This window comes from Synechococcus sp. WH 5701 (assembly GCF_000153045.1).
GTDB lineage: Bacteria > Cyanobacteriota > Cyanobacteriia > PCC-6307 > Cyanobiaceae > Regnicoccus_A > Regnicoccus_A antarcticus.
Window position 1 is genome coordinate 1,693,052 of sequence record NZ_CH724159.1, and the last position, 18,451, is coordinate 1,711,502.

The window sequence follows — 18,451 nt, forward strand, 5'->3', positions numbered from 1 at the left end:
CGGGGCGGCTCCGGCTTCGCTGGGCGCCGCCGTGATCAGCCTTCCCGCAGCCAACGGGCTGCCTCGCAGGCGTGATACGTGAGGATCAGGTCGGCCCCGGCCCGTTTGAAGCAGAGCAGGGTTTCCAGCACCACCGCACGCTCATCGATCCAGCCCCGGTCGGCGGCCGCCTTGACCATGGAGTATTCACCGCTGACGTTGTAAGCGGCGATCGGAAGTTCGGTTTCGCCGCGCAGGCGGTGGATGATGTCGAGGTAGGCCAGGCCTGGCTTCACCATCAGGATGTCGGCACCCTCCTGCTCATCGAGCAGGGCTTCGGTGAGCGACTCACGGCCATTGGCCGGATCCATCTGGTAGGTGCTCTTGTCCTTGGGAATGGGTTTGCTGGAGTCGGTGCGCGGGGCGGAATCCAGGGCTTCGCGGAAGGGCCCGTAATACGCGGAGGCGTACTTGGCGGTGTAACTGATGATCCCCACGTGCTCGAATCCCTCCTCATCGAGGGCCTCGCGGATGGCGCCCACGCGGCCATCCATCATGTCGCTGGGGCCGATCAGATCAGCGCCGGCCCTGGCCTGGGCCACGGCCTGGCGACAGAGGATCGCCACGGTCTCGTCGTTGAGCACCTCACCTTCGGTGCTGACGATGCCGTCGTGGCCATCACAGGAGTAGGGGTCGAGGGCCACGTCGGTCATGATCGCCATGCCGGGATGGTCCTGCTTGAGCCGTCGGATCGCCCGGGGGATCAGGCCACCCTCGTTGAAGCATTCAGCTCCGTCTTCGGTCTTGAGACCATCGGCGACCTTCGGGAAGAGCACCACGCAGCGGATGCCGAGATCCCAGGCACGGCCCACCTCCTCCACCAGCCCCTCGAGGCTCCAGCGGAAGGCACCGGGCATGGCACCGATCGGCTCGTTGCTGGCACCTTCATGAACGAACAACGGCAGGATGAAATCCGCCGGGCTCAGCTGAAACTCGCGCACCATGGCCCGCAGAGCCGGTGTGCGGCGCAGGCGCCGCGGACGGTAGGTCAGCTCCATGCAGTCGGATCACTTGAGACCATCCTAAAGCCCAGGCTTCCGCCCCCATTTTCAGCCTCACATTCGCCAGCAAGTCTGATCCCAGCAGCCATCGAAAGTGGGTTTGGCTGGGTGCCAAGCATTCACCATAAGGGCACCTCGAAATATTGCCACTACCCAGGCTGCCTTGAGAAGCAAAATGCTCATCCTCTGCACGTGCAGATCCGCCTGATGACTGACATTCATGACTTAAATGCGGGATAATTATCCCGTTGCCGAATGATCAGACAGCCAGCATTGCCTTTGAGTTGCAATGCAGGTATCGAAGAAAGTTGTAAGTCAGATTACGCAGTCCCCACCAAGCTTTCGTTCTGGCCAGTCCAATCCGCCTTGTCAGCTTGCCGCGCATGCAGGTTGTGATTGCACCAAAGACATGCTCAACCCTGGCCCGTACAGTTGATCGGACCTTGTTCCGTTCCTTGGCCTCCTCGCTCAAGGGATGGCAGCGTGAGCCCTTTTCATGAATTCGGCTCTCAAAACCACCCAGGTCCAGGAGATCCTCAAACTGAGCACCTGCATAGCCAGAATCAGCCCAGACAAAGTCATCCCTATTTTCAGGGTCTAGCACCTGCGTAAGCATCTGGCTGTCGTGAATATTAGCTGGGGTAATGGCAAATCTGCGAATGAAGCCGTGAGTGGCATCAATGCAGATGCTGTTCTTGTAGCCGTAGTGGTTGACGCCATTCTTCTTGACCCAGCGAGCGTCAGTGTCCTTCTGGCGCAAGCGGTTTGGCTTGTCCAACCACTTCTCTGGAATGGCTCCATCCTTGATGGTCTTGTTCTCCTCCCTTGAGTTTCGCTGTTTGGGAACTGGGACAAGTGTTGCATCGATGATCTGCCCACCACGGGCCTCCAGCCCATGGGTCCGCAGGTGCTCCTCAAAACGTTCAAAAAGCTCATCGACAACACCCGCCTTGCGGAGCCGCTCGCGGAAGAAGGCAATAGTGGTGGCATCGGGAATGGTGTTCATCACTCCCAGTCCGACAAACTCCTCGAATGAGCGTCTGTCGTTGACCTGAAATTCCAGCTCCTCATCACTGAGGTTGAACAGCTGCTGCAGCACCAGCATCTTGAAGAGGATGATCGGATCAATCCGCTTACGGCCAGCATTGCTCTTGCGTTCATGGCTGTAACCCTGCTCCAGCAGTGGCCTGAAGGCATCCCAGGGAATCGTCTCGGACAGGGTCGCTAACGTGGGCTTCTTCTGCTGAAGCCTGTGGATGCGCTTCTCCTCATCCCAGAATCCACGCTGTCCCATTCAGCTGTGTTGAACTGAACCAATTCTATTGCATATTTCATAGGCTGTCAGGGAGCGACGTAGATTTTTCGAGGTGCCCATAAGAGGATCAGATGATTCCTCTCAGTTCAATTCAATTCATTATTTTCTGGATGGCACTCAGAGCTGGGCCGCCCTCATCCACTCACGGCGAGGATCAAGACTGCGGGCCTCGCGCAGCTTCTCCAGCAACTGCCGCTCGGCGTCGCTGAACTGCTCCGGAAGCTTGAGGGTGAGGCTGAGCAGCAGATCCCCACGGCCGTCCTTGACCGGCCAGCCCTTGCCCTTGAGGCGCAGGCTGCGGCCCAGGGCCACACCGGGAGGCACCTGCACGGTGGCTTCCCCGTCGGGGGTGGCCACCCTCACCTCGCCGCCCAGGGCCAGTTCATCGAGGCTGAGGGGTAGATCGGCGCGCAGCTGATCGCCATCCAGGCGCCAGATCGGGTGGTCCTGAAGTTGAAGGTTGAGATAGAGATCGCCGCGGCGTCCGGTGCCGGGCTGCAGGTTGCCCTTGCCCTTGAGGCGCAGGCGACTGCCACTGCGTACCCCTGGCGGAATGCGCACCTGCACCCGCTCCTCGTTGACGGCCAGGGTGCGCTCGCAGCCGCGGAACGCTTCGGCAAAGCTGAGGCTGATGGTGGCTTCCGCGTCCAGGTTGAGGGTCCCGCTGCGACCCGTCGCCGGTCCGCCGAAACCGCTGGGGAAGCCGCCGGGAAAACCACCGGAGAACCCGAAACCTCCGGGGCCTGCCCCAAAACCGGAACTCCCCTGGGCCCCACCGAAGCGACCGAGCAGGTCGTTGATGAATTCGTCGAAGTTGCCGTAGCGGCCGAAATCCACATCGAAGCCCGGGGCCCCGCCAGGCGCCCCGCCGGCCTGACTCCAGTACTGGCCGAACTGCTCATAGCGCCGACGCTTGTCGGGATCGGAGAGCACCTCATAGGCCTCGCTGATCTCCTTGAACTTGGCCTCGGCCGTGGCATCACCGGGGTTCACATCCGGGTGGTACTGGCGGGCCAGCTTGCGAAACGAGCGCTTGACGGCATCGGCATCCGCACTGCGCTCGACGCCCAGCACCTTGAAATAGTCGCGGTAGCCGTTGGCACTCATCGAGGCAAGCTCATCGGTTCGCGAGGCGGTGAATCTGAGACCCAGTGTCCCAGCCAGAGGCTTGAACGGGTGGCCCCAGAAAGGGCGGAAGCCCGAACGCAGCCTTAGCCTCGGAACATCTGAGTGTGCGAGTTCCATGCCTGACGCCTCGTCCGGCCACCGGCTGCCCACCCGGTTGCTTTCCCTGGCGCTGATGAGCCTCAGCCTGGTGCTGGTGGGGGCTGCCGGCAGCAGCCGCAACCAGGCCCTCGCCCGTGGTGGCAGTCCATCGAGCAGCACCAGCGGCAGCATCGGGGAAGCCGTGAGCCCCTCCACGGCGGAGCAGAAGGCGCTGGTGGAGCACCTGCGCACACGGGGTGCGATCTTCTATGGCGCCTGGTGGTGCCCCCACTGCTTCCATCAGAAGAACCTCTTCGGCACTGAAGCGGGCCGGCGCTTGCCTTACGTGGAATGCGACAAGGATCAGGCCGGGCGTGAACGCTGCCAGGCCGCAAAGATCCGGGCGTTCCCCACCTGGGATCTGGATGGCGAGCGGCGTGAAGGCCTGCTCACCATCGAGGAACTGGCCGTCTGGAGTGGCTTCAAGGCCAAGACCGGGGGAGGCACCAGCAGCCGCTGAAGCGGAAGCGATCAGCCGAAGCCATAGGGGGCGGTGGTGTCACGCAGGCGCTGGGCCAGCTCCTTGATCACGGCCTGAACAATTTCGGGATGATCGACCATCAGGGCCTGCAAGGTGGCCTGCTCGATGCGGTACAGCGTGGTGGGATCGATTGCGCTGACGGAGGCCGAGCGAGGTTCCGGATCGAGGGCGGCCAGCTCCCCCACGATTTCGCCATCGGCAAGTTCCACCACGGTCTGGTCGCCGATGTGAATGCGCACCTGGCCGCTGACGATCACATACATGGAGGTGCCGAGATCCCCCTTGGCAAACAGCTGCTCGCCAGCAGCGAGATGAACTTCCTCCACAGCTTCGGCAAGCTGGAGCAGCACCTCGACCGGCGTGGCCGCGAAGATGCCAACGGGTTGAAGCCTCTGCAGCTTGTCGTGCGTGGCCGCGCTGGTCATGGGGTTGAAGGAAGGCGGCCTGAAGGCAGATCAGACCTTGGTACGGAAGCGATGACGCTGTCCTGGCGCTAAGTATGTCGTCAAAGTGGGGGCTCCTCCAGCTGGTGAGCGCCTGCGGGGCAGTCGGATTCAGCGAGGGCATGGCGGATGATGATCAGCAACCGCTCAAAACCATCGCTGTCTTCCAGCCCCTTCCAGAACCACTGGGTTTCAGGATTGCACTGCTCCACCTGCTCCCTGAGGTCCGCCGGCAAGGCAGACCAATCGGGAAGGTGGGGCAGCTCAGGGCGGCTCATGGGGGGCCGTGGGTTCAGCAGTCGTAGACGCCAACGGCACAGCGACGCACGGTGCGCCGACCCACTCCGGCCACGCTGACGGGCGTGAGCGGACGGCCCACTCGGGCCTGCGCCGGCGGGACCAGGGCATTCAGGAGTTGGCCTGGCACGGTCTGCAGCGGGCCTGAGCCAGCCAGGGCGAGGGCGGCAAGGAGAGCAGCCGTTTTGCGGGTGGTGGTCATGGAGTTCCTCTTTGAACGAAGTTACTGGGCAGTTCGCCCATGGACTTGATGGTCTTCAACTCATCCTTGCTGATGACCCTGGCCCCCGGGGGCGGCACAAAAGCGAAGGACTGGCCGACGGCCGCGGATCCCGTTTTGAAGTTACTGAGTTGAACGCTGTATTGAGGCGAGCCAGGTACAGTCTTGGAGGTGATCACGTAGCGGCAGGGATAGGGACGCTTCCCCTGGGCGATCCAGATCTGGAAATCGACATCCTTTTTACGGAACGCGAGGTGATCGCACTCGACACCACCCACGACGCCGCTGCCGAGATCCTTGACATCCGTGACACCCTCGGTGAGTTCGGCATAGGCCCCTGGCAACAATAAATCAGCAGCCGGGAGCGGTCTGCGGTACTTGTCCTTGAGCTCATCCACCAGGGTTGCGATCGTGCCCTTGAACGGAACCTGCATGTAGACGTTGGCCTGCTTGCCCAGCAGGGTGAAAGTGGAGCCATCAAAGACCGTTTCGACGTCGGCGAAACCGGTGGATCGGGTGGCACGGATGCGACCGGGGCGCGCCAGCGACACCGTTCCGGAACTGGCCAGCGTGAGCCGTTGCTGTTCCGCGGTCACGACATCCAGATCGGCGTCGTAACGGAATGACATGGCCTTTTGAGCGCCCATGTAGGTGGTCATCCCCTTGAGCAGCGCCAGGGCTTCCACCTCAGCCGCCCCCGCGCCAGGGGCCCCAACCACCCCTGCCGCGACGGCAACAAAGCCTGCACAGACCCCAGCAAAAAGGCTACGGGCAACTCCTGTCTTTATGAATAAATCTGTCATTCCTGTTGACACCATCACTCAGTTCCATCAAATAGAATTACGGCCTTGGTGCCAGCGGTAGACCGCCCAAAGATCCGCAAACTGAACCTCCTCAGCTTAGGGCCTAGCTGAAGTGTGGCAACCACTGCGGAGAGAGCGGGGCGTGCATCGATCAGGCCTTGCCGTGATCGTTCATGTCCTATCCAAGCAGCAACGCCCTGCCTGCTCGAACTCAATCAGAATCTGCCATTCCAATTCTCCTTCAAGGTTTCGGATCGGGCTTGCAATTGTTGGCCACACACGTGATGGCTTCCTGCGTGCGCACTTGGAGATCCCATTCCTGGCCGTCCGTCTGCCTACTCGCCAGGTTTTTTTTCAGCGATCAGCAGTCGTTGGAGGTACTGCTCATCGCTGAATGGGCTGCTGATCAAACACACCAAGCGGTTTGATGGGTTGAAGAGGGCCCTTTTCTGTGGCCGTACGTCGGCCTGATGGCTACGGTTTTGGTAGAGTATCCCTGAGGGAAATCCCATGATCGAATGCATGAGCGGGCTGCCGGACGGCACCCTCGGTTTTTCCTTCCAGGGGCAGATCACCGCTGACGATTATGACCACGTGCTCACGCCAGCGCTGGATCGTGCCCTTGAGCAGCACGATCGCCTGAAGCTGCTCGCTCAGCTGGGGCCTGCCTTTGAGGGCTACGACCTGGGCGCGGCCTGGGCCGACGGCCGTGAGGCGCTGCGGCACTGGGATGGGTTCGAGCGCCTGGCGCTGGTGTCGGATGTGGCCTGGGTGCGGACGGCCGTGGCGGCCTTCAGCCTGGTGACGCCCTGCCCCGTGAGGGTGTTCGCCAACGCGGACCTGGAGGAGGCCCGCCGCTGGTTGGCGGAGTCGCTGGGCACGATGCACATCAAGCGGGACGGCGATGTGATTGAGACGGAGCTGATCGGCACGCTCGAGGCCAGTGCCTACGAACGGATCGAAGCCGACATCGACGCTGAGATTCAGGGGATCGATGGTGTGAGGCTGCTGCTGGATCTGCGTCAGTTCGATGGCTGGGCCGGCCTCGGCGCCCTGGGGCGCCACCTGGCGCTCGTTCGCGACCATCGCCGGGCCGTCCGGCGGGTGGCGGTGGTGGGCAACAGGGCCTGGCAGGGCCTGGCGGAAAAGCTGGTCTCGAGATTCCTCGATGCCGAGACCCGTTTCTTCGAGGGCGCTGATTATGCCCTGGCTGAAACATGGATCCGGCAATGAACTTGACCGCCAATTGAGAGGTCCGGGATTACTTCCTTGGGGCTGTCACCGCCTTGGCGGTGGAGCCCCTCCGTCTGCTGAAAATGTGGAGTCAAGAACAATGGCCGCGCCACACGTCAAGACCATGGGTTCAGTTCGCCGTGAACTTGAGCCCTGAAACGCAGGCTTGATGCCAAAGGGAAGGGGGCCTTCCAGCCCCCCATGGGTCATTTGGGTGATAAGGCTGACCTACCCCATCTCCCTATAGGAGTCAGGCAGCCACAGGGGCGGTCTGACGGGAGAAACGAACGATGTTGTTCGCTGTTACGGGTTTGCTCTTACCGAGCAGGCTTCAGTCACCCTCCTCATACCCCGTCGAAACCATTGCAGCCCCGCGGACACCGCCGCCGCAGCGGGGTGGAATGGAGCTGAGCGGAATCGAACCGCTGTCCGAAGCACCGGTGTGAGCCACCTAGTCCGCCCGAGGACGGACCTTGTCATTGTGACAGCAGACATGGGCCTACGGGCAGAGCGACAGGGTGGGCATGACCGAACCCAGGCACCAGAGCGAAGCCAGGATGAGCCGATTCATCGGCGAGCCGCTGGCCGGTGTGGCCGTGCTGCCTCCCGGTCTGGAGGAGGAAGGCGCCGCTGAGCTGAAAGCTCTGGGCGCCACCTCGGTGCAGGTGTTGCGGCGGGCCGTGGCCTTTCGCACCGATCTGGAGGGCTTCTACCGTCTCCAGCTGCAGGCCCGGCTTCCCTTCCGGATCCTGCGGGAGCTGGCCCGCTTCAGCTGCGACGGCCCCCGCCAGCTCTATGAGGCCGTGGCCGGCGCCGCCGACTGGGACCAGTGGCTGCCGCCCAGCCGCAGCTTCCGGGTGGATGTGAGTGGCAGCCTGCCTGGTCTGGCCCACAGCCACTTCACTGCTCTGCAGGTGAAGAACGCCCTGGTGGATGGGCAGCGACAGCGCTGGGGCGAGCGCTCCTCGATCGATCTCAACGACCCCGAGCTCTGCCTGCACCTGCACCTGGGCCAGGCACCCGGTGGACGAGGCGGCGTGGGGGTGCTGAGCGTGGACGGGGCTGGCGGCAGCCTGCACCGCCGCGGCTGGCGGGCCGCCGTGGGCCTGGCGCCGTTGAAGGAAAACCTGGCCAGTGGCCTGATCGCGCTCACGGGCTGGGATGGCTCGGTGCCCCTGGCCGATCCCCTCTGCGGCTCCGGCACCCTGCTGATCGAAGCCGCCTGCCGGCAGCTCGGCCGCGTGCCGGGCCTCGATCCACTGGGTGGAGTGCCGCGGCCGCAGTTGCTGCGCCACTGGCCCGATTTCCAGGGCACGCTCTGGGAGCGGGAGGTGCGGTCCGCGCAGGCGCTGTCGGCGGCGCCCCCCGCGCTGGCGCCGATCATGGGTCTGGAGCGCGACGCCGATGTGCTCGTGCAGGCCCGTGCCAACAGCGTCAGCGCCGGCGTGGCGGAGCACGTGCAACTGCAGCAAGGCGACTGCCGCGACTTCCAGCCGCCGAATGGGCCCGGCGTGATCGTCTGCAACCCTCCCTACGGCGCCCGGCTCGGTGGCGGCGAAGACCTCGAAGGTCTCTACGCCGACCTCGGCGCGATGCTCAAGCAGCGCTGCTCCGGCTGGAGCCTGTGGCTGCTCAGCGGCAACCCGGAACTCACCGGGGCCCTGCGCATGAAGGCCCGGCGGCGGATTCCAGTGAGCAATGGAGGCATCGATTGCCGCTGGCTGAACTACGAGATCCGCTGAGCCACTGGCTCTGCTGGCAGCACCTACGCCTCGTCGTCCTCCTGGGGGCAGGCCTGGAGCACCTCCTGGGTGTGACGGGCCAGCAGCGAGAGCATCAGCTCGAAGAGGAACTGTTCGCTGCGCTCCAGATCGGCGTCGGCATTGCTGTAGTGCTGGCTGAGCTGGGCCACCATCGTTTCGCTGGGGGGCAGGCTCAGCACCAGGGAAAGCAGCAGCAGCAGACAGCCGCCGAGATAGGAGCCCTCATCCCCAGCGGTCTGCAGCTGGTTGGCCCGCTCGCACACATCGGCGTAGCCGATCTGCTGCAGGTGGTGGAAGCCACAGGCACAGCCGGTCTGCAGGCGCAATTCGGCCCGGATCTCCGGTGACAACCGCCCCAGGCTGGTGGCGCTGGGTACCGACTCCCGGCGCAGGCTGCTCCAGATCCGGCTGGGCACCGGCTCGGATGGCAGGCCCTCGGGCAGCGCCTCGGCCAGATCGTGGCAATCGATCAGCATCTGGCACCAGAGCTCGGTGAGGAGCACGTCCTGGCGGAGTTGCTCCGATGATTCCTGCTGCGGCGAGTCCTGATGCGGCTGCTCCAGCTCCGCGGGGTCGTGGCTGGAGCTGGGGAACGGCTTCGGGCTCATCGGCCCAGCAGGGCACGGGTGGTCTTGCTCAATCCGGCGGTGGTCTGGGGCAGATAAGGGCCCTGGATCAGCTGACCGCCGATGCGCAGCAGCACACCAGCCAGCACCAGATCCCCCACCAGTAGCAGCAACACCGCCTGCAGCCAACCCCAGCCGAAGCTCTGGTGCAGCCACAACACCAGGGCCACGTGGCCAGCCACTGATGCCAGCAGCATCAGCGTGCCGCCGGCCGCCAGCAGCACGCCACCGCTGATCAGCCTCCGCTTTTCATGGTCCACCTCCTGCAGGGCGATGCGCACATGCAGGTCCATCACCGACGTCACCAGGGCAGTGACGCGACCTGCCGCCACCCGGCCCATCCCGGCGCCGCTTGAGCGCCGCCCCCGGCGCTCATCGTCGGCCGAACTCATGAGGAGCGCCGGCCCGGAGCCAGCAGCAGTCCGGCGATCAGGCCCACCGCCGCCGCCACGCCCACCGCCAGCAGGGGGCGATCACGCACGGGCTTCTCGATCCGGGGCCGCAGGCTGCTGTTGAGTTCATCGAGCAGATGCTCCAGCTGTTCCTCCAGCGGGCCGATGCGATCCACCAGGTCGCGGGTGCGGTCACCCGCCGCATGGACCAGGTCAAGCAGTTGCTCCTGCACGCCACTGGCGGTGCGGCCGGTCTGCTGGGCGATCACTGACACCACCTCATCCAGGCTGCCGCGGGTGGCCTCCAGGGTTTCGCGGGCCACCTGCGGCCACTCACGCTGGATGGTGGGCAGCAGGGCGTCGAAGCGCTCGCGGAAGCGGTCGCGACTGACGGTGGGGGTTTCGGGTTCCATGACGTGACGTTCCTCGGGGACTTTGGCCCTCAGGATAGGTAGGGGCTTGAGATCGTCAGCAGCTCCGCTAAGTTCGAACTGCTCAGCACTGCACGCGGGCCTGTTGGTTTACATCAATCAGGTCGAACTCGCTCAGTTCAAGTCGTTCGGCGGAGCGATGGCGATCCGGCTGGAGCCATCCTTCACCGTGATCACCGGTCCCAACGGCTCAGGCAAGAGCAACATCCTTGACGCGGTGCTGTTCTGCCTCGGCCTGGCCAGCAGCCGCGGCATGCGCGCCGAGCGACTGCCCGATCTGATCAACAGCGCCACGGTGCGCCAGGGCAAGGCCGCCGAAACGGTGGTGAGCGTGCGCTTCGACCTCAGCGACTGGGAGCCCGATCCGGCCGAGGCCGGCCTTGAGCCCCCGGCGGAGGGTCCCTGGATCCAGACGGGACAGAAGGAATGGACCGTGAGCCGGCGGTTGCGGCTGGCCCCCGGCGGCACCTACAGCAGCAGCTACAGCGCCGATGGGGTTCCCTGCAACCTGCAGCAACTGCAGAGCCAGCTGCGGCGCCTGCGGGTAGATCCCGAGGGCAGCAACGTGGTCATGCAGGGGGACGTGACCCGGATCGTCTCGATGGGCGCCCGCGACCGCCGTGGCCTGATTGATGAACTGGCCGGAGTCGCCCTGTTCGATTCCCGCATCGACCAGACCCGCGTCAAGCTCGATGAGGTGCAGGAGCGCCAGGAACGCTGCCGCATCGTGGAGCAGGAGCTGCTGGGGGCCCGCCAGCGGCTTGAGCGCGACTGCGCCAAGGCCCGCACCTACCAGGACCTGCGCCAGCGTCAGCAGCTCGGCCGCCTGCAGGAGCAGGTGCTCGCCCACGAGCAGGCGGGCACCCAGCTGGGGGCCGTGCGCCGGCGCCAGCAGGCCCTGGAGGCCCAGGAGCAGAGTGACCGCACCGCCCTCGCCGCCGCCGAAGCAGCCCTGGAGCAGGCCAGCGCAGGTCTCGCCCTGCTGCAGGCCGAGGTCAAGGCCCTCGGCGAAGACAGCCTGCTGGTGGTGCAGGCGGAACTGGCCGGCCTCGAGACCAGCGCCCGCGAGCTCAAGCGCCAGGCGGAGCGCCAGCAGCAACAGGCGGAGGCCCTGCAGGGTCAGCGCCAGGAGCTGCTGCGCCAGCACGCCGAACTGCAACGCCAGCGCCAGGAGCTCAGCGCCGATGAGCGGCATGCCGGGGCCCTGGCGGCGGCGGAGCAGGCCTGCCTGAGCGCCGAAGGGGCGGTGGAGCTCTCCCGCCGGCGGCTTGGGGAGGTGGCGGGCCGCTCCGGCACCTGGCTGGAGGAGCAGAAGCGCCGCAGCCAGCGCCGGCAGGAGCTGCAGCAGGCGGTGGCGCCCCTGCTGGCAGAACAGCAGCAGCTCAGCGAAAGGCTGCGCCAGGCCGAGGAGCGCCTGCAGGAACTGGAGGCGGAGCTGGCCAGCGGTGGCAGCGACGACCAAGTGCAGCAGCAGCGCCTGCAGGAGCTGCTGGCCGAAGCCGAAGCCATGCAGGCCCTGGTGGAGCAGCAACAGAGTCAGGCCCAGGAGCTGGCCGAAGCCCTGGCCCTGCAGCAACGCACCCGAACCCGCCTGGAGCAGGAGCAGGCCCAGCTGGAGCGGGAGATCGCTCGGATCGAGAGCCGCCGCGACACCCTCCAGGAGAGCCGTGGCACCGGCGCCCTGCGCCTGCTGCTGGAATCGGGTCTGGGGGGGCTGCACGGCCCCGTGGCTCAGCTGGCCGAGGTGGAGGAGCGCTTCCGGCTGGCCTTGGAGGTGGCCGCGGGCGGCCGCCTGGCCCAGGTGGTGGTCGACGACGACCGCATCGCCTCCCAGGCGATCGAACTGCTCAAGAGCCGCCGGGCCGGTCGCCTCACCTTTCTGCCGCTCAACAAGATCCGCGGCGGTGGCAGTGGAGGTGGCAGCGGCGGCAACGCCGCCCTGGAGCGGGCCAGAACCGGTCGCTCCGGCGCTGGCGGACTGGTGGGCCGCGCCGTCGATCTGCTGCGCTTCGAGCCCGTTTACACCGAGGTCTTCCGCCACGTCTTCGGCGACACCCTGGTGTTCGAAGACCTTGCCAGCGCCCGCCGTGAACTCGGCCGCTGCCGGGCCGTGACTCTGGAAGGGGAATTGCTGGAGCGCAGCGGCGCCATGACCGGCGGCAGCCTGCAGCAGCGCTCAGGCCAGCTCAGCTTCGGGCGGGCCGGGGAGCAGGACGAAGCGGAGCCCCACCAGCGCCGCCTGCTGGAGCTGGGGGAGAGCCTGGTGGTCTGCCGCCGCCGCGAGGCCGATCTGGGCCGGCAGCTGGAGCAGCTGCGCCCGGCGCTGGAGGAGGGCCAGCAGCGCCGAGCCGCCCTGACGGCGGAGCGGGCTGCGGCGGAGCGGGCCCTGGGGCCCCAGCTGCAACGGCTGGAGCAGCTCCAGCAACGGCGTAACCACACCCGGGACGGCCTGGAGAGCGGCCAGCAGCGAAGCCAGCAGCTGGAGCGCGAGCTGGCCCCCTTGCTGCTGGAGGTGGCCGAGCTTGAGATGGCCGAGGCCGAGGCCCAGGCGTCGGGTGACAGTTCCCGCTGGCAGGGACTGCAGCACGACCTGGAGGCGGCCGATCAGCGACTGGCCACTGCCCGCGAGCAGCGGGACGGCCTGGTGCTGGCCCAGCGGGAGCGCAGCTTGAGTCTCACCCGCCTCGGGGATCAGCTCGAAGCCCTCGCCGTGGAGGAAACGCGGCAGCAGCAGGCCGTGGCCAGCCTGGCCGAGGAGCACCGCCAGCGCCGTGAGCAGGAACGCCAGGGCCAGGAGCGGCGCGCGGAGCTGGAAGAGCAGCAGCAGCAGCTGCAGGAACGCTTCGGCGAACGGCGCCGGACCCGCGATGCCGCCGAGGCCCAGGTCGGCCAGCAACGGCAGGCCCTGCAGCAACGCCAGTGGGAGCTGCAGCGGCTGGGGGAGGAGCGCCTGGCACTCAGCGAGCAGGAGAGGGCCCTGGCCCTGCGGCTGGAAGCGATGGAGCGGGCCCTGCCCGATCCCCTGCCCGAGATCTCCGAAGAGCTGCGCTCAGCGGGCCTTGAGGCACTGCAGCAGGAGTTGCAGAGGCTGCAGCAGCGCATGGAGGCCCTGGAGCCGGTGAACATGCTGGCCCTGGAGGAACTCGAGCAGCTGGAGCAACGCCTGGCCGACCTTGCCGGCAGGCTGGAGGTGCTCTCCAGCGAGCGGGAGGAGCTGCTGCTGCGCATCGAGACCGTGGCCACCCTCCGCCAGGAGGCGTTCCTGGAGGCGTTCCACGCCGTGGATGGCCACTTCCGCACGATCTTCGCCGGGCTCTCCGAAGGCGAAGGGCACCTGCAGCTCGAGAACGAGGCCCAGCCCCTCGAAGGCGGACTCACCCTGGTGGCCCACCCCAAGGGCAAGACCGTGCGCCGGCTGGCCTCGATGTCGGGAGGGGAGAAATCGCTTACAGCCCTGAGCTTCCTGTTCGCCCTGCAGCGCTTCCGCCCCTCCCCCTTCTATGCCCTTGATGAGGTCGACAGCTTCCTCGATGGGGTGAATGTGGAGCGGCTGGCCGCCCTGATCGCCAGCCAGGCCGATCAGGCCCAGTTCCTGGTGGTCAGCCACCGCAGGCCGATGATCGCCGCCGCCACCCGCACGGTGGGGGTGACCCAGGCCCGCGGCGCCCACACCCAGGTGGTCGGGATGCCCACCGCCGCCTGAACCGGTGCGGTGGGTCACAATGATTCGACCGCTCACCTTGCCGACACCCGCCCGGGATCTGGCCTTTGACCTCTTCCTTTCCTCCCTCCGCCGACCCTTCAGGCGCCGCCCCCAGCGACAGGCTGTGGCTGCGCTCCGAGCTGATGGGAACCCAGGTGATCACCCGCGACACCGGCCGCCGGCTGGGGGTGGTGGGCGAAGTGGTGGTCGACATCGACCGCCGCGAGGTGGTGGCGCTCGGCCTGCGTGACAACCCCCTCACCCGCTTTCTGCCGGGCCTTCCCCGCTGGATGCCGCTCGATCGCATCCGCCAGGTGGGCGATGTGGTGCTGGTGGATTCCGCCGATTCCCTGGCTGAGGGATTCAATCCCGAGCGCTACAGCAAGGTGATCAACTGCCAGGTGATCAGCGAGTCGGGCGAGCAACTGGGCCGGGTGCTCGGCTTCAGCTTCGACATCGAAACCGGCGAGCTCACCACTCTGGTGCTGGGGGCTCTGGGTGTTCCCCTGCTCGGCGAAGGGGTGCTCAGCACCTGGGAACTGAGCGTCGAGGAGATCGTGAGCAGCGGGCCCGATCGGATCATCGTGTACGAGGGCGCTGAGGAGAAACTCAAGCAACTGGGCAGCGGCCTGCTCGAGAAACTGGGCATCGGCGGCCCCAGCTGGGAGCAGGAGGAGCGGGATCGCTTCCGCCAGACCATGGTGCCGGTGGAGAACCAGCTGGCCTCCGGGCAGCCAAGTGTCCAGGAGCAGCGCCGGATCCAGCCCGCCTCCAGCCGTGCCGTGCAGGTGGAGGATCAGGAAGAACTGGAGTATGTGGAGCTGGAGCGCCGCCGTCAGGAACCCCTGCGCCAGCGGCGGTACCTCGACGAAGACGAGTTCGACGACGAACCACGCCGCCGAAGCCCCTTGCCCCAGCAGCCCCGCCAGGCTCCTCTGCGCTCCAGCGGAGATCAGCGGCAGCCCCTGGATGTGGAGCCCGAGCCCTACCGCGTGAGGCAGGAGCCGGAACCAGAGGTGCTGGAGCCCCCAGCTCGACCCCGCACGAATGAAGAGCGCTTCTCGGATCCCTGGTGAACCCGCGAAGCGGACGGGCAGGTCTCACCCCGCCGGCTCGAAGTTCAGAGAGGCGGAATTCACGCAGTAGCGAAGGCCCGTGGGACCGGGGCCGTCGTGGAAGAGATGGCCCAGGTGGGCCTCACACTTCGCACAGCGGATTTCCGTTCGCACCATGCCGTGGCTGCGGTCTTCAACGGTGGTGATCGCCCCCGCATCGAGCCCGTCCCAGAAGCTCGGCCAGCCGGTGCCGGAATCGAACTTGGCGCTGGAGCCGAACAGGGGCGAACCGCAGCAGATGCAGTCGTAGCGGCCCTCCTGCTTGGTGTTCCAGTAGGCGCCGGTGAAGGCCCGCTCGGTGCCGCCACAACGGGCCACCTGATACTGCTCGGGCGTGAGACGCTCGCGCCAGTCGGGATCAGAGGGGGCTGGAGTGGCGGAGGCCGTGTCGGAACTGGCCATGGGGCAAGAAAGGTTCTGCTGCCGTCAATTTAGGCAGCGGGCAGAAGCTCCTGCACCATCGCCGCCAGGGCCGCCACGGCCCCGGGCTGACCCCGCAGGCTGCGCAGATCGTCGCGCTGGCCCTGTAGCCGCTCGGGATGGGCCAGCCACTCGTTGGCCTCGGCGGCGATCTCAGCCGGCGTGATCGATCCCACCCGCTCGGGCACCACGGCACGGCCAGCCGAGATGTTCGGCCAGGCCAGAAACCCCCGCTGGCGCATGCGCCAGGCCGTCAGCGCCAGACCCAGCAACCAGCGCAGCAGGGGCAGGCGCGCCAGCAGACCGAGCCAGCCGTCCCAGGCCTGCATCACCTCCAGATGCTGGGTGGGCACCAGCACGATCATCGGCACCCCAAGGGCCCCGAGTTCAGCGGTGTTCGCTCCCACGGTGGTGAGCGCCAGAGCGCACTGGCTGAGGGGGCCATGGGCCGGATGCTGCTCGAACAGCAGAACGGGCGTGCCGGCCCCGCTGATCAGCCAGCGCTGACCGGAGCCGGACTCCGGCTCCAGCAGCCGGGGAGGCTGACCGCCGTAGTGGCGCTGAATCGGGTTGCCGCTGCCTCCGTAGGCCAGCAGATCGGCCACGCTGGTGGTGGGCGCCACCGGCAGCATGAAGCGACACCCGGGCCGCAGGCGGGCGAGGCGATCGGCGGTATCAAGCAGGAAGGGAACACCCACCTGCAACTTCGCCCGTTTGGAGCCGGGCAGCAGGGCCACCCATTCCCCCTCGGGCAGAGGAGCCACCGCCCGCGCCTCCTCGGAGAGATCGGCCATCAGATCCCCCACCACGGTGCAGCGCTGGCGCCAGCGGGGAGGCAACCGGGTGGCGGCCTGGGGGCCCATCGCGGCGATGCGGTCGTTCCAGCGCGGCCAACGGGCCACCCACTCGGCGTAGGTGAGGTGGCGATAGCCGAGGCGAGCCGAGAGCAGCACGGTCCAGAACTGATCGCCCCCCAGGAAGACCACCACCCCATGGGTCGGCCAGGGTCCATGGCGCCGGGGCCTCAGCAGCAGCCCCCAGAACTTGCGAGCCGGCACGATGCGAGAGAACAGGCCGAGGTCGCGGGCCACCCGCGCTTCGCTGCCGGTGGCGTTGGGGCAGGGCACGAGCACCAGCTCCAGGGAGCAGGCCGCCCCCGGAACAACGGGTTGAAGCTCCAGCTGCCGATGCAGACGCTGGGCCAGGGGCCGCACCCAGGTGGTGAGTTCGCCAGGACCGTTGCACACAAGCACAATCGCTGTGGTGGGCGTGCGGCTCAGCGGCGGCTCTCTCAAGTTGTGGGAAAGAAAAATGCGGATGGCGAGACTTGAACTCGCAAGGCCGAAGCCACACGCCCCTCAAACGTGCGTGTCTACCAATTCCACCACATCCGCGTGGCCGTCAGGAGTCTGGACTCCCTTCGGCTCGTCAATATACCCATCGCCCGTCCCGGCCTCCACCGCCCTGAGGAGGCAAGGGTCAGCACTGATACAGTCCGCTGCGGCCTGGACCCACCACGGATGCCCATCGGCAAGCTGCTGATCGCCAACCGTGGCGAGATTTCCCTCCGCATTCTGCGCAGCTGCCGCGAGCTGGGCATCAGCACGGTGGCGGTCTACAGCACGGTCGACCGCAACGCCCTGCACGTCCAGTTGGCCGATGAGGCGGTCTGCGTGGGAGAAGCTCCCAGCAGCAAGAGCTATCTCAATATTCCCAACATCATTGCCGCGGCGATCTCCCGGGGCGCCGATGCAATCCATCCCGGTTATGGCTTCCTGGCCGAGAACGACCGCTTCGCGGAAATCTGCGCTGCCCACGGCCTCACTTTCGTCGGCCCCTCCCCCGAGGCGATCAGGGCCATGGGGGACAAATCCACCGCCAAGGCCACCATGCAGCGGGTGGGGGTTCCCACCATCCCCGGCAGTGAAGGTCTGCTGGAGGACGCCCAGGAGGCCTCCGTGCTGGCGGCGCGCATGGGCTTCCCGGTGATGATCAAGGCCACAGCCGGTGGTGGCGGGCGGGGCATGCGCCTGGTGCAGGAGCCCGAGCAGCTTGAGGCACTGTTCAAGGCGGCTCAGGGTGAAGCGGAAGCGGCCTTTGGCAACCCCGGCCTCTACATGGAGAAGTTCATCGAGCGGCCCCGCCACGTCGAGGTGCAGATCCTGGCCGACCGCCACGGCAACGTGGTGCACCTCGGCGAGCGCGACTGCTCGATCCAGCGGCGACACCAGAAGCTGCTGGAGGAAGCCCCCAGCCCGGCCCTGGATCCGGAACTGCGCCGGCGCATGGGCGAGGCGGCGGTGGCGGCAGCCCGCAGCATCACCTACGAGGGCGCCGGCACCGTGGAGTTTCTCGTGGATCGCAGCGGCAGCTTCTATTTCATGGAGATGAACACCCGCATCCAGGTGGAGCATCCCGTCACCGAGATGGTCACTGGCTTTGATCTGATCGCCGAGCAGCTGCGCATCGCCGGGGGCGAGCCCCTGAGCATGCGCCAGGAGGACGTGCAGCTGCGGGGCCATGCGATCGAATGCCGCATCAACGCTGAAGACCCGCAGCAGAATTTCCGGCCGGCCCCTGGCCGGATCACCGGCTGGTTACCTCCGGGGGGGCCGGGCGTGCGGGTCGACAGCCACGTGTACACGGGCTATGAAATCCCCCCCTTCTACGACTCGCTGATCGGCAAACTGATTGTCTGGGCGCTCGATCGCGATGCAGCCATCAAGCGCATGCGCAGGGCCCTGAGCGAATGTGCGATCACAGGTATCCCCACCACGATCGAGTTCCACCTGGCCCTGCTGGATCGGCCCGAGTTCCAGCGCGGCGATGTGCACACCAAGTTCGTGGAGCAGGAGATGCTGCCCCCGGCTGATCCGCGGACCTGACTCGGCAACGAACCACTG

General features: G+C 66.4%; 18 protein-coding genes and 1 tRNA gene. 6 read left to right on the forward strand and 13 right to left on the reverse strand.

The annotated features are described in order from the left end of the window. Positions 1-35: 35 nt before the first annotated feature. From hemB to WH5701_RS09580, 3 genes are all read right to left on the reverse strand, one after another. Entirely contained in the window at positions 36-1,037 is a 1,002-nt protein-coding gene (gene hemB / locus WH5701_RS09570) for a porphobilinogen synthase (RefSeq protein WP_006172046.1), read from the reverse strand. Between the two features lie 262 nt (positions 1,038-1,299). Continuing rightward, a complete protein-coding gene (locus tag WH5701_RS09575) occupies positions 1,300-2,334 on the reverse strand; it encodes an IS5 family transposase (RefSeq protein WP_006170455.1) in 1,035 nt (344 codons plus the stop codon). Positions 2,335-2,472: 138 nt separating this feature from the next. Further along, a complete protein-coding gene (locus WH5701_RS09580; protein ID WP_006172047.1) occupies positions 2,473-3,462 on the reverse strand; it encodes a DnaJ C-terminal domain-containing protein in 990 nt (329 codons plus the stop codon). 136 nt (positions 3,463-3,598) lie between these two features. On the opposite strand from WH5701_RS09580, the gene WH5701_RS09585 reads away from it, so the two are divergent. Further along, complete coding sequence (locus tag WH5701_RS09585; protein WP_006172048.1) at positions 3,599-4,081, forward strand: hypothetical protein; 483 nt, start codon at positions 3,599-3,601, stop codon at positions 4,079-4,081. Between the two features lie 11 nt (positions 4,082-4,092). Here the strand turns inward: WH5701_RS09585 and WH5701_RS09590 are convergent, their stop codons facing one another. The 4 genes from WH5701_RS09590 to WH5701_RS09605 form a co-directional block, all read right to left on the reverse strand. Continuing rightward, a complete protein-coding gene (locus WH5701_RS09590) occupies positions 4,093-4,527 on the reverse strand; it encodes a cyclic nucleotide-binding domain-containing protein (protein WP_006172049.1) in 435 nt (144 codons plus the stop codon). Between the two features lie 80 nt (positions 4,528-4,607). Further along, positions 4,608-4,823: a hypothetical protein gene (locus WH5701_RS09595; protein WP_006172050.1), complete on the reverse strand. Its 216-nt coding sequence runs from the start codon at positions 4,821-4,823 to the stop codon at positions 4,608-4,610. A 14-nt stretch (positions 4,824-4,837) separates the two neighbouring features. Then, positions 4,838-5,044: a hypothetical protein gene (locus WH5701_RS09600; RefSeq protein ID WP_006172051.1), complete on the reverse strand. Its 207-nt coding sequence runs from the start codon at positions 5,042-5,044 to the stop codon at positions 4,838-4,840. Continuing rightward, entirely contained in the window at positions 5,041-5,748 is a 708-nt protein-coding gene (locus tag WH5701_RS09605; RefSeq protein ID WP_198005163.1) for a DUF2092 domain-containing protein, read from the reverse strand. Before WH5701_RS09605 ends, WH5701_RS09600 begins: the two co-directional genes overlap by 4 nt. Before the next feature lie 639 nt (positions 5,749-6,387). Here WH5701_RS09605 and WH5701_RS09610 point away from each other — a divergent pair. Both WH5701_RS09610 and WH5701_RS09615 read left to right on the forward strand, forming a co-directional pair. After that, complete coding sequence (locus WH5701_RS09610) at positions 6,388-7,098, forward strand: STAS/SEC14 domain-containing protein (RefSeq protein ID WP_006172054.1); 711 nt, start codon at positions 6,388-6,390, stop codon at positions 7,096-7,098. Between the two features lie 524 nt (positions 7,099-7,622). Further along, entirely contained in the window at positions 7,623-8,840 is a 1,218-nt protein-coding gene (locus tag WH5701_RS09615; RefSeq protein WP_006172055.1) for a class I SAM-dependent RNA methyltransferase, read from the forward strand. Positions 8,841-8,863: 23 nt separating this feature from the next. Here WH5701_RS09615 and WH5701_RS09620 read toward each other — a convergent pair whose 3' ends face one another. From WH5701_RS09620 to WH5701_RS09630, 3 genes are read right to left on the reverse strand one after another with little or no spacing between them, the layout of a single operon-like run. Continuing rightward, the gene (locus WH5701_RS09620; protein ID WP_006172056.1) at positions 8,864-9,469 is read right to left on the reverse strand and encodes a hypothetical protein; all 606 of its coding nucleotides are present in this window, start codon (positions 9,467-9,469) and stop codon (positions 8,864-8,866) included. Then, positions 9,466-9,879, reverse strand: a complete 414-nt coding sequence (locus WH5701_RS09625) for a phage holin family protein (RefSeq protein ID WP_006172057.1) — start codon at positions 9,877-9,879, stop codon at positions 9,466-9,468. The genes WH5701_RS09620 and WH5701_RS09625 overlap by 4 nt, the downstream gene beginning before the upstream one ends. Then, positions 9,876-10,292 (reverse strand): YqjD family protein, encoded by a 417-nt coding sequence (locus WH5701_RS09630; protein WP_006172058.1) that lies wholly within the window; start codon positions 10,290-10,292, stop codon positions 9,876-9,878. Before WH5701_RS09630 ends, WH5701_RS09625 begins: the two co-directional genes overlap by 4 nt. 103 nt (positions 10,293-10,395) lie before the next feature. Here WH5701_RS09630 and smc point away from each other — a divergent pair, with 103 nt between their 5' ends. After that, complete coding sequence (gene smc, locus WH5701_RS09635) at positions 10,396-14,013, forward strand: chromosome segregation protein SMC (RefSeq protein WP_006172059.1); 3,618 nt, start codon at positions 10,396-10,398, stop codon at positions 14,011-14,013. A 65-nt stretch (positions 14,014-14,078) separates the two neighbouring features. After that, positions 14,079-15,089 (forward strand): PRC-barrel domain-containing protein, encoded by a 1,011-nt coding sequence (locus WH5701_RS09640; protein WP_006172060.1) that lies wholly within the window; start codon positions 14,079-14,081, stop codon positions 15,087-15,089. Positions 15,090-15,113: 24 nt separating this feature from the next. Here the strand turns inward: WH5701_RS09640 and msrB are convergent, their stop codons facing one another. The 3 genes from msrB to WH5701_RS09655 form a co-directional block, all read right to left on the reverse strand. Continuing rightward, on the reverse strand, positions 15,114-15,530 hold the full coding sequence (gene msrB / locus WH5701_RS09645; protein WP_006172061.1) for a peptide-methionine (R)-S-oxide reductase MsrB: 417 nt from the start codon (positions 15,528-15,530) through the stop codon (positions 15,114-15,116). A 29-nt stretch (positions 15,531-15,559) separates the two neighbouring features. After that, entirely contained in the window at positions 15,560-16,843 is a 1,284-nt protein-coding gene (locus tag WH5701_RS09650) for a hypothetical protein (protein ID WP_006172062.1), read from the reverse strand. A 17-nt stretch (positions 16,844-16,860) separates the two neighbouring features. Further along, positions 16,861-16,942: transfer RNA gene (locus tag WH5701_RS09655), tRNA-Leu, on the reverse strand. A gap of 126 nt (positions 16,943-17,068) precedes the next feature. Between WH5701_RS09655 and accC the strand changes: the two genes are divergently transcribed. Continuing rightward, the gene (accC, locus tag WH5701_RS09660) at positions 17,069-18,433 is read left to right on the forward strand and encodes an acetyl-CoA carboxylase biotin carboxylase subunit (RefSeq protein WP_006172063.1); all 1,365 of its coding nucleotides are present in this window, start codon (positions 17,069-17,071) and stop codon (positions 18,431-18,433) included. Positions 18,434-18,451 lie beyond the last annotated feature (18 nt).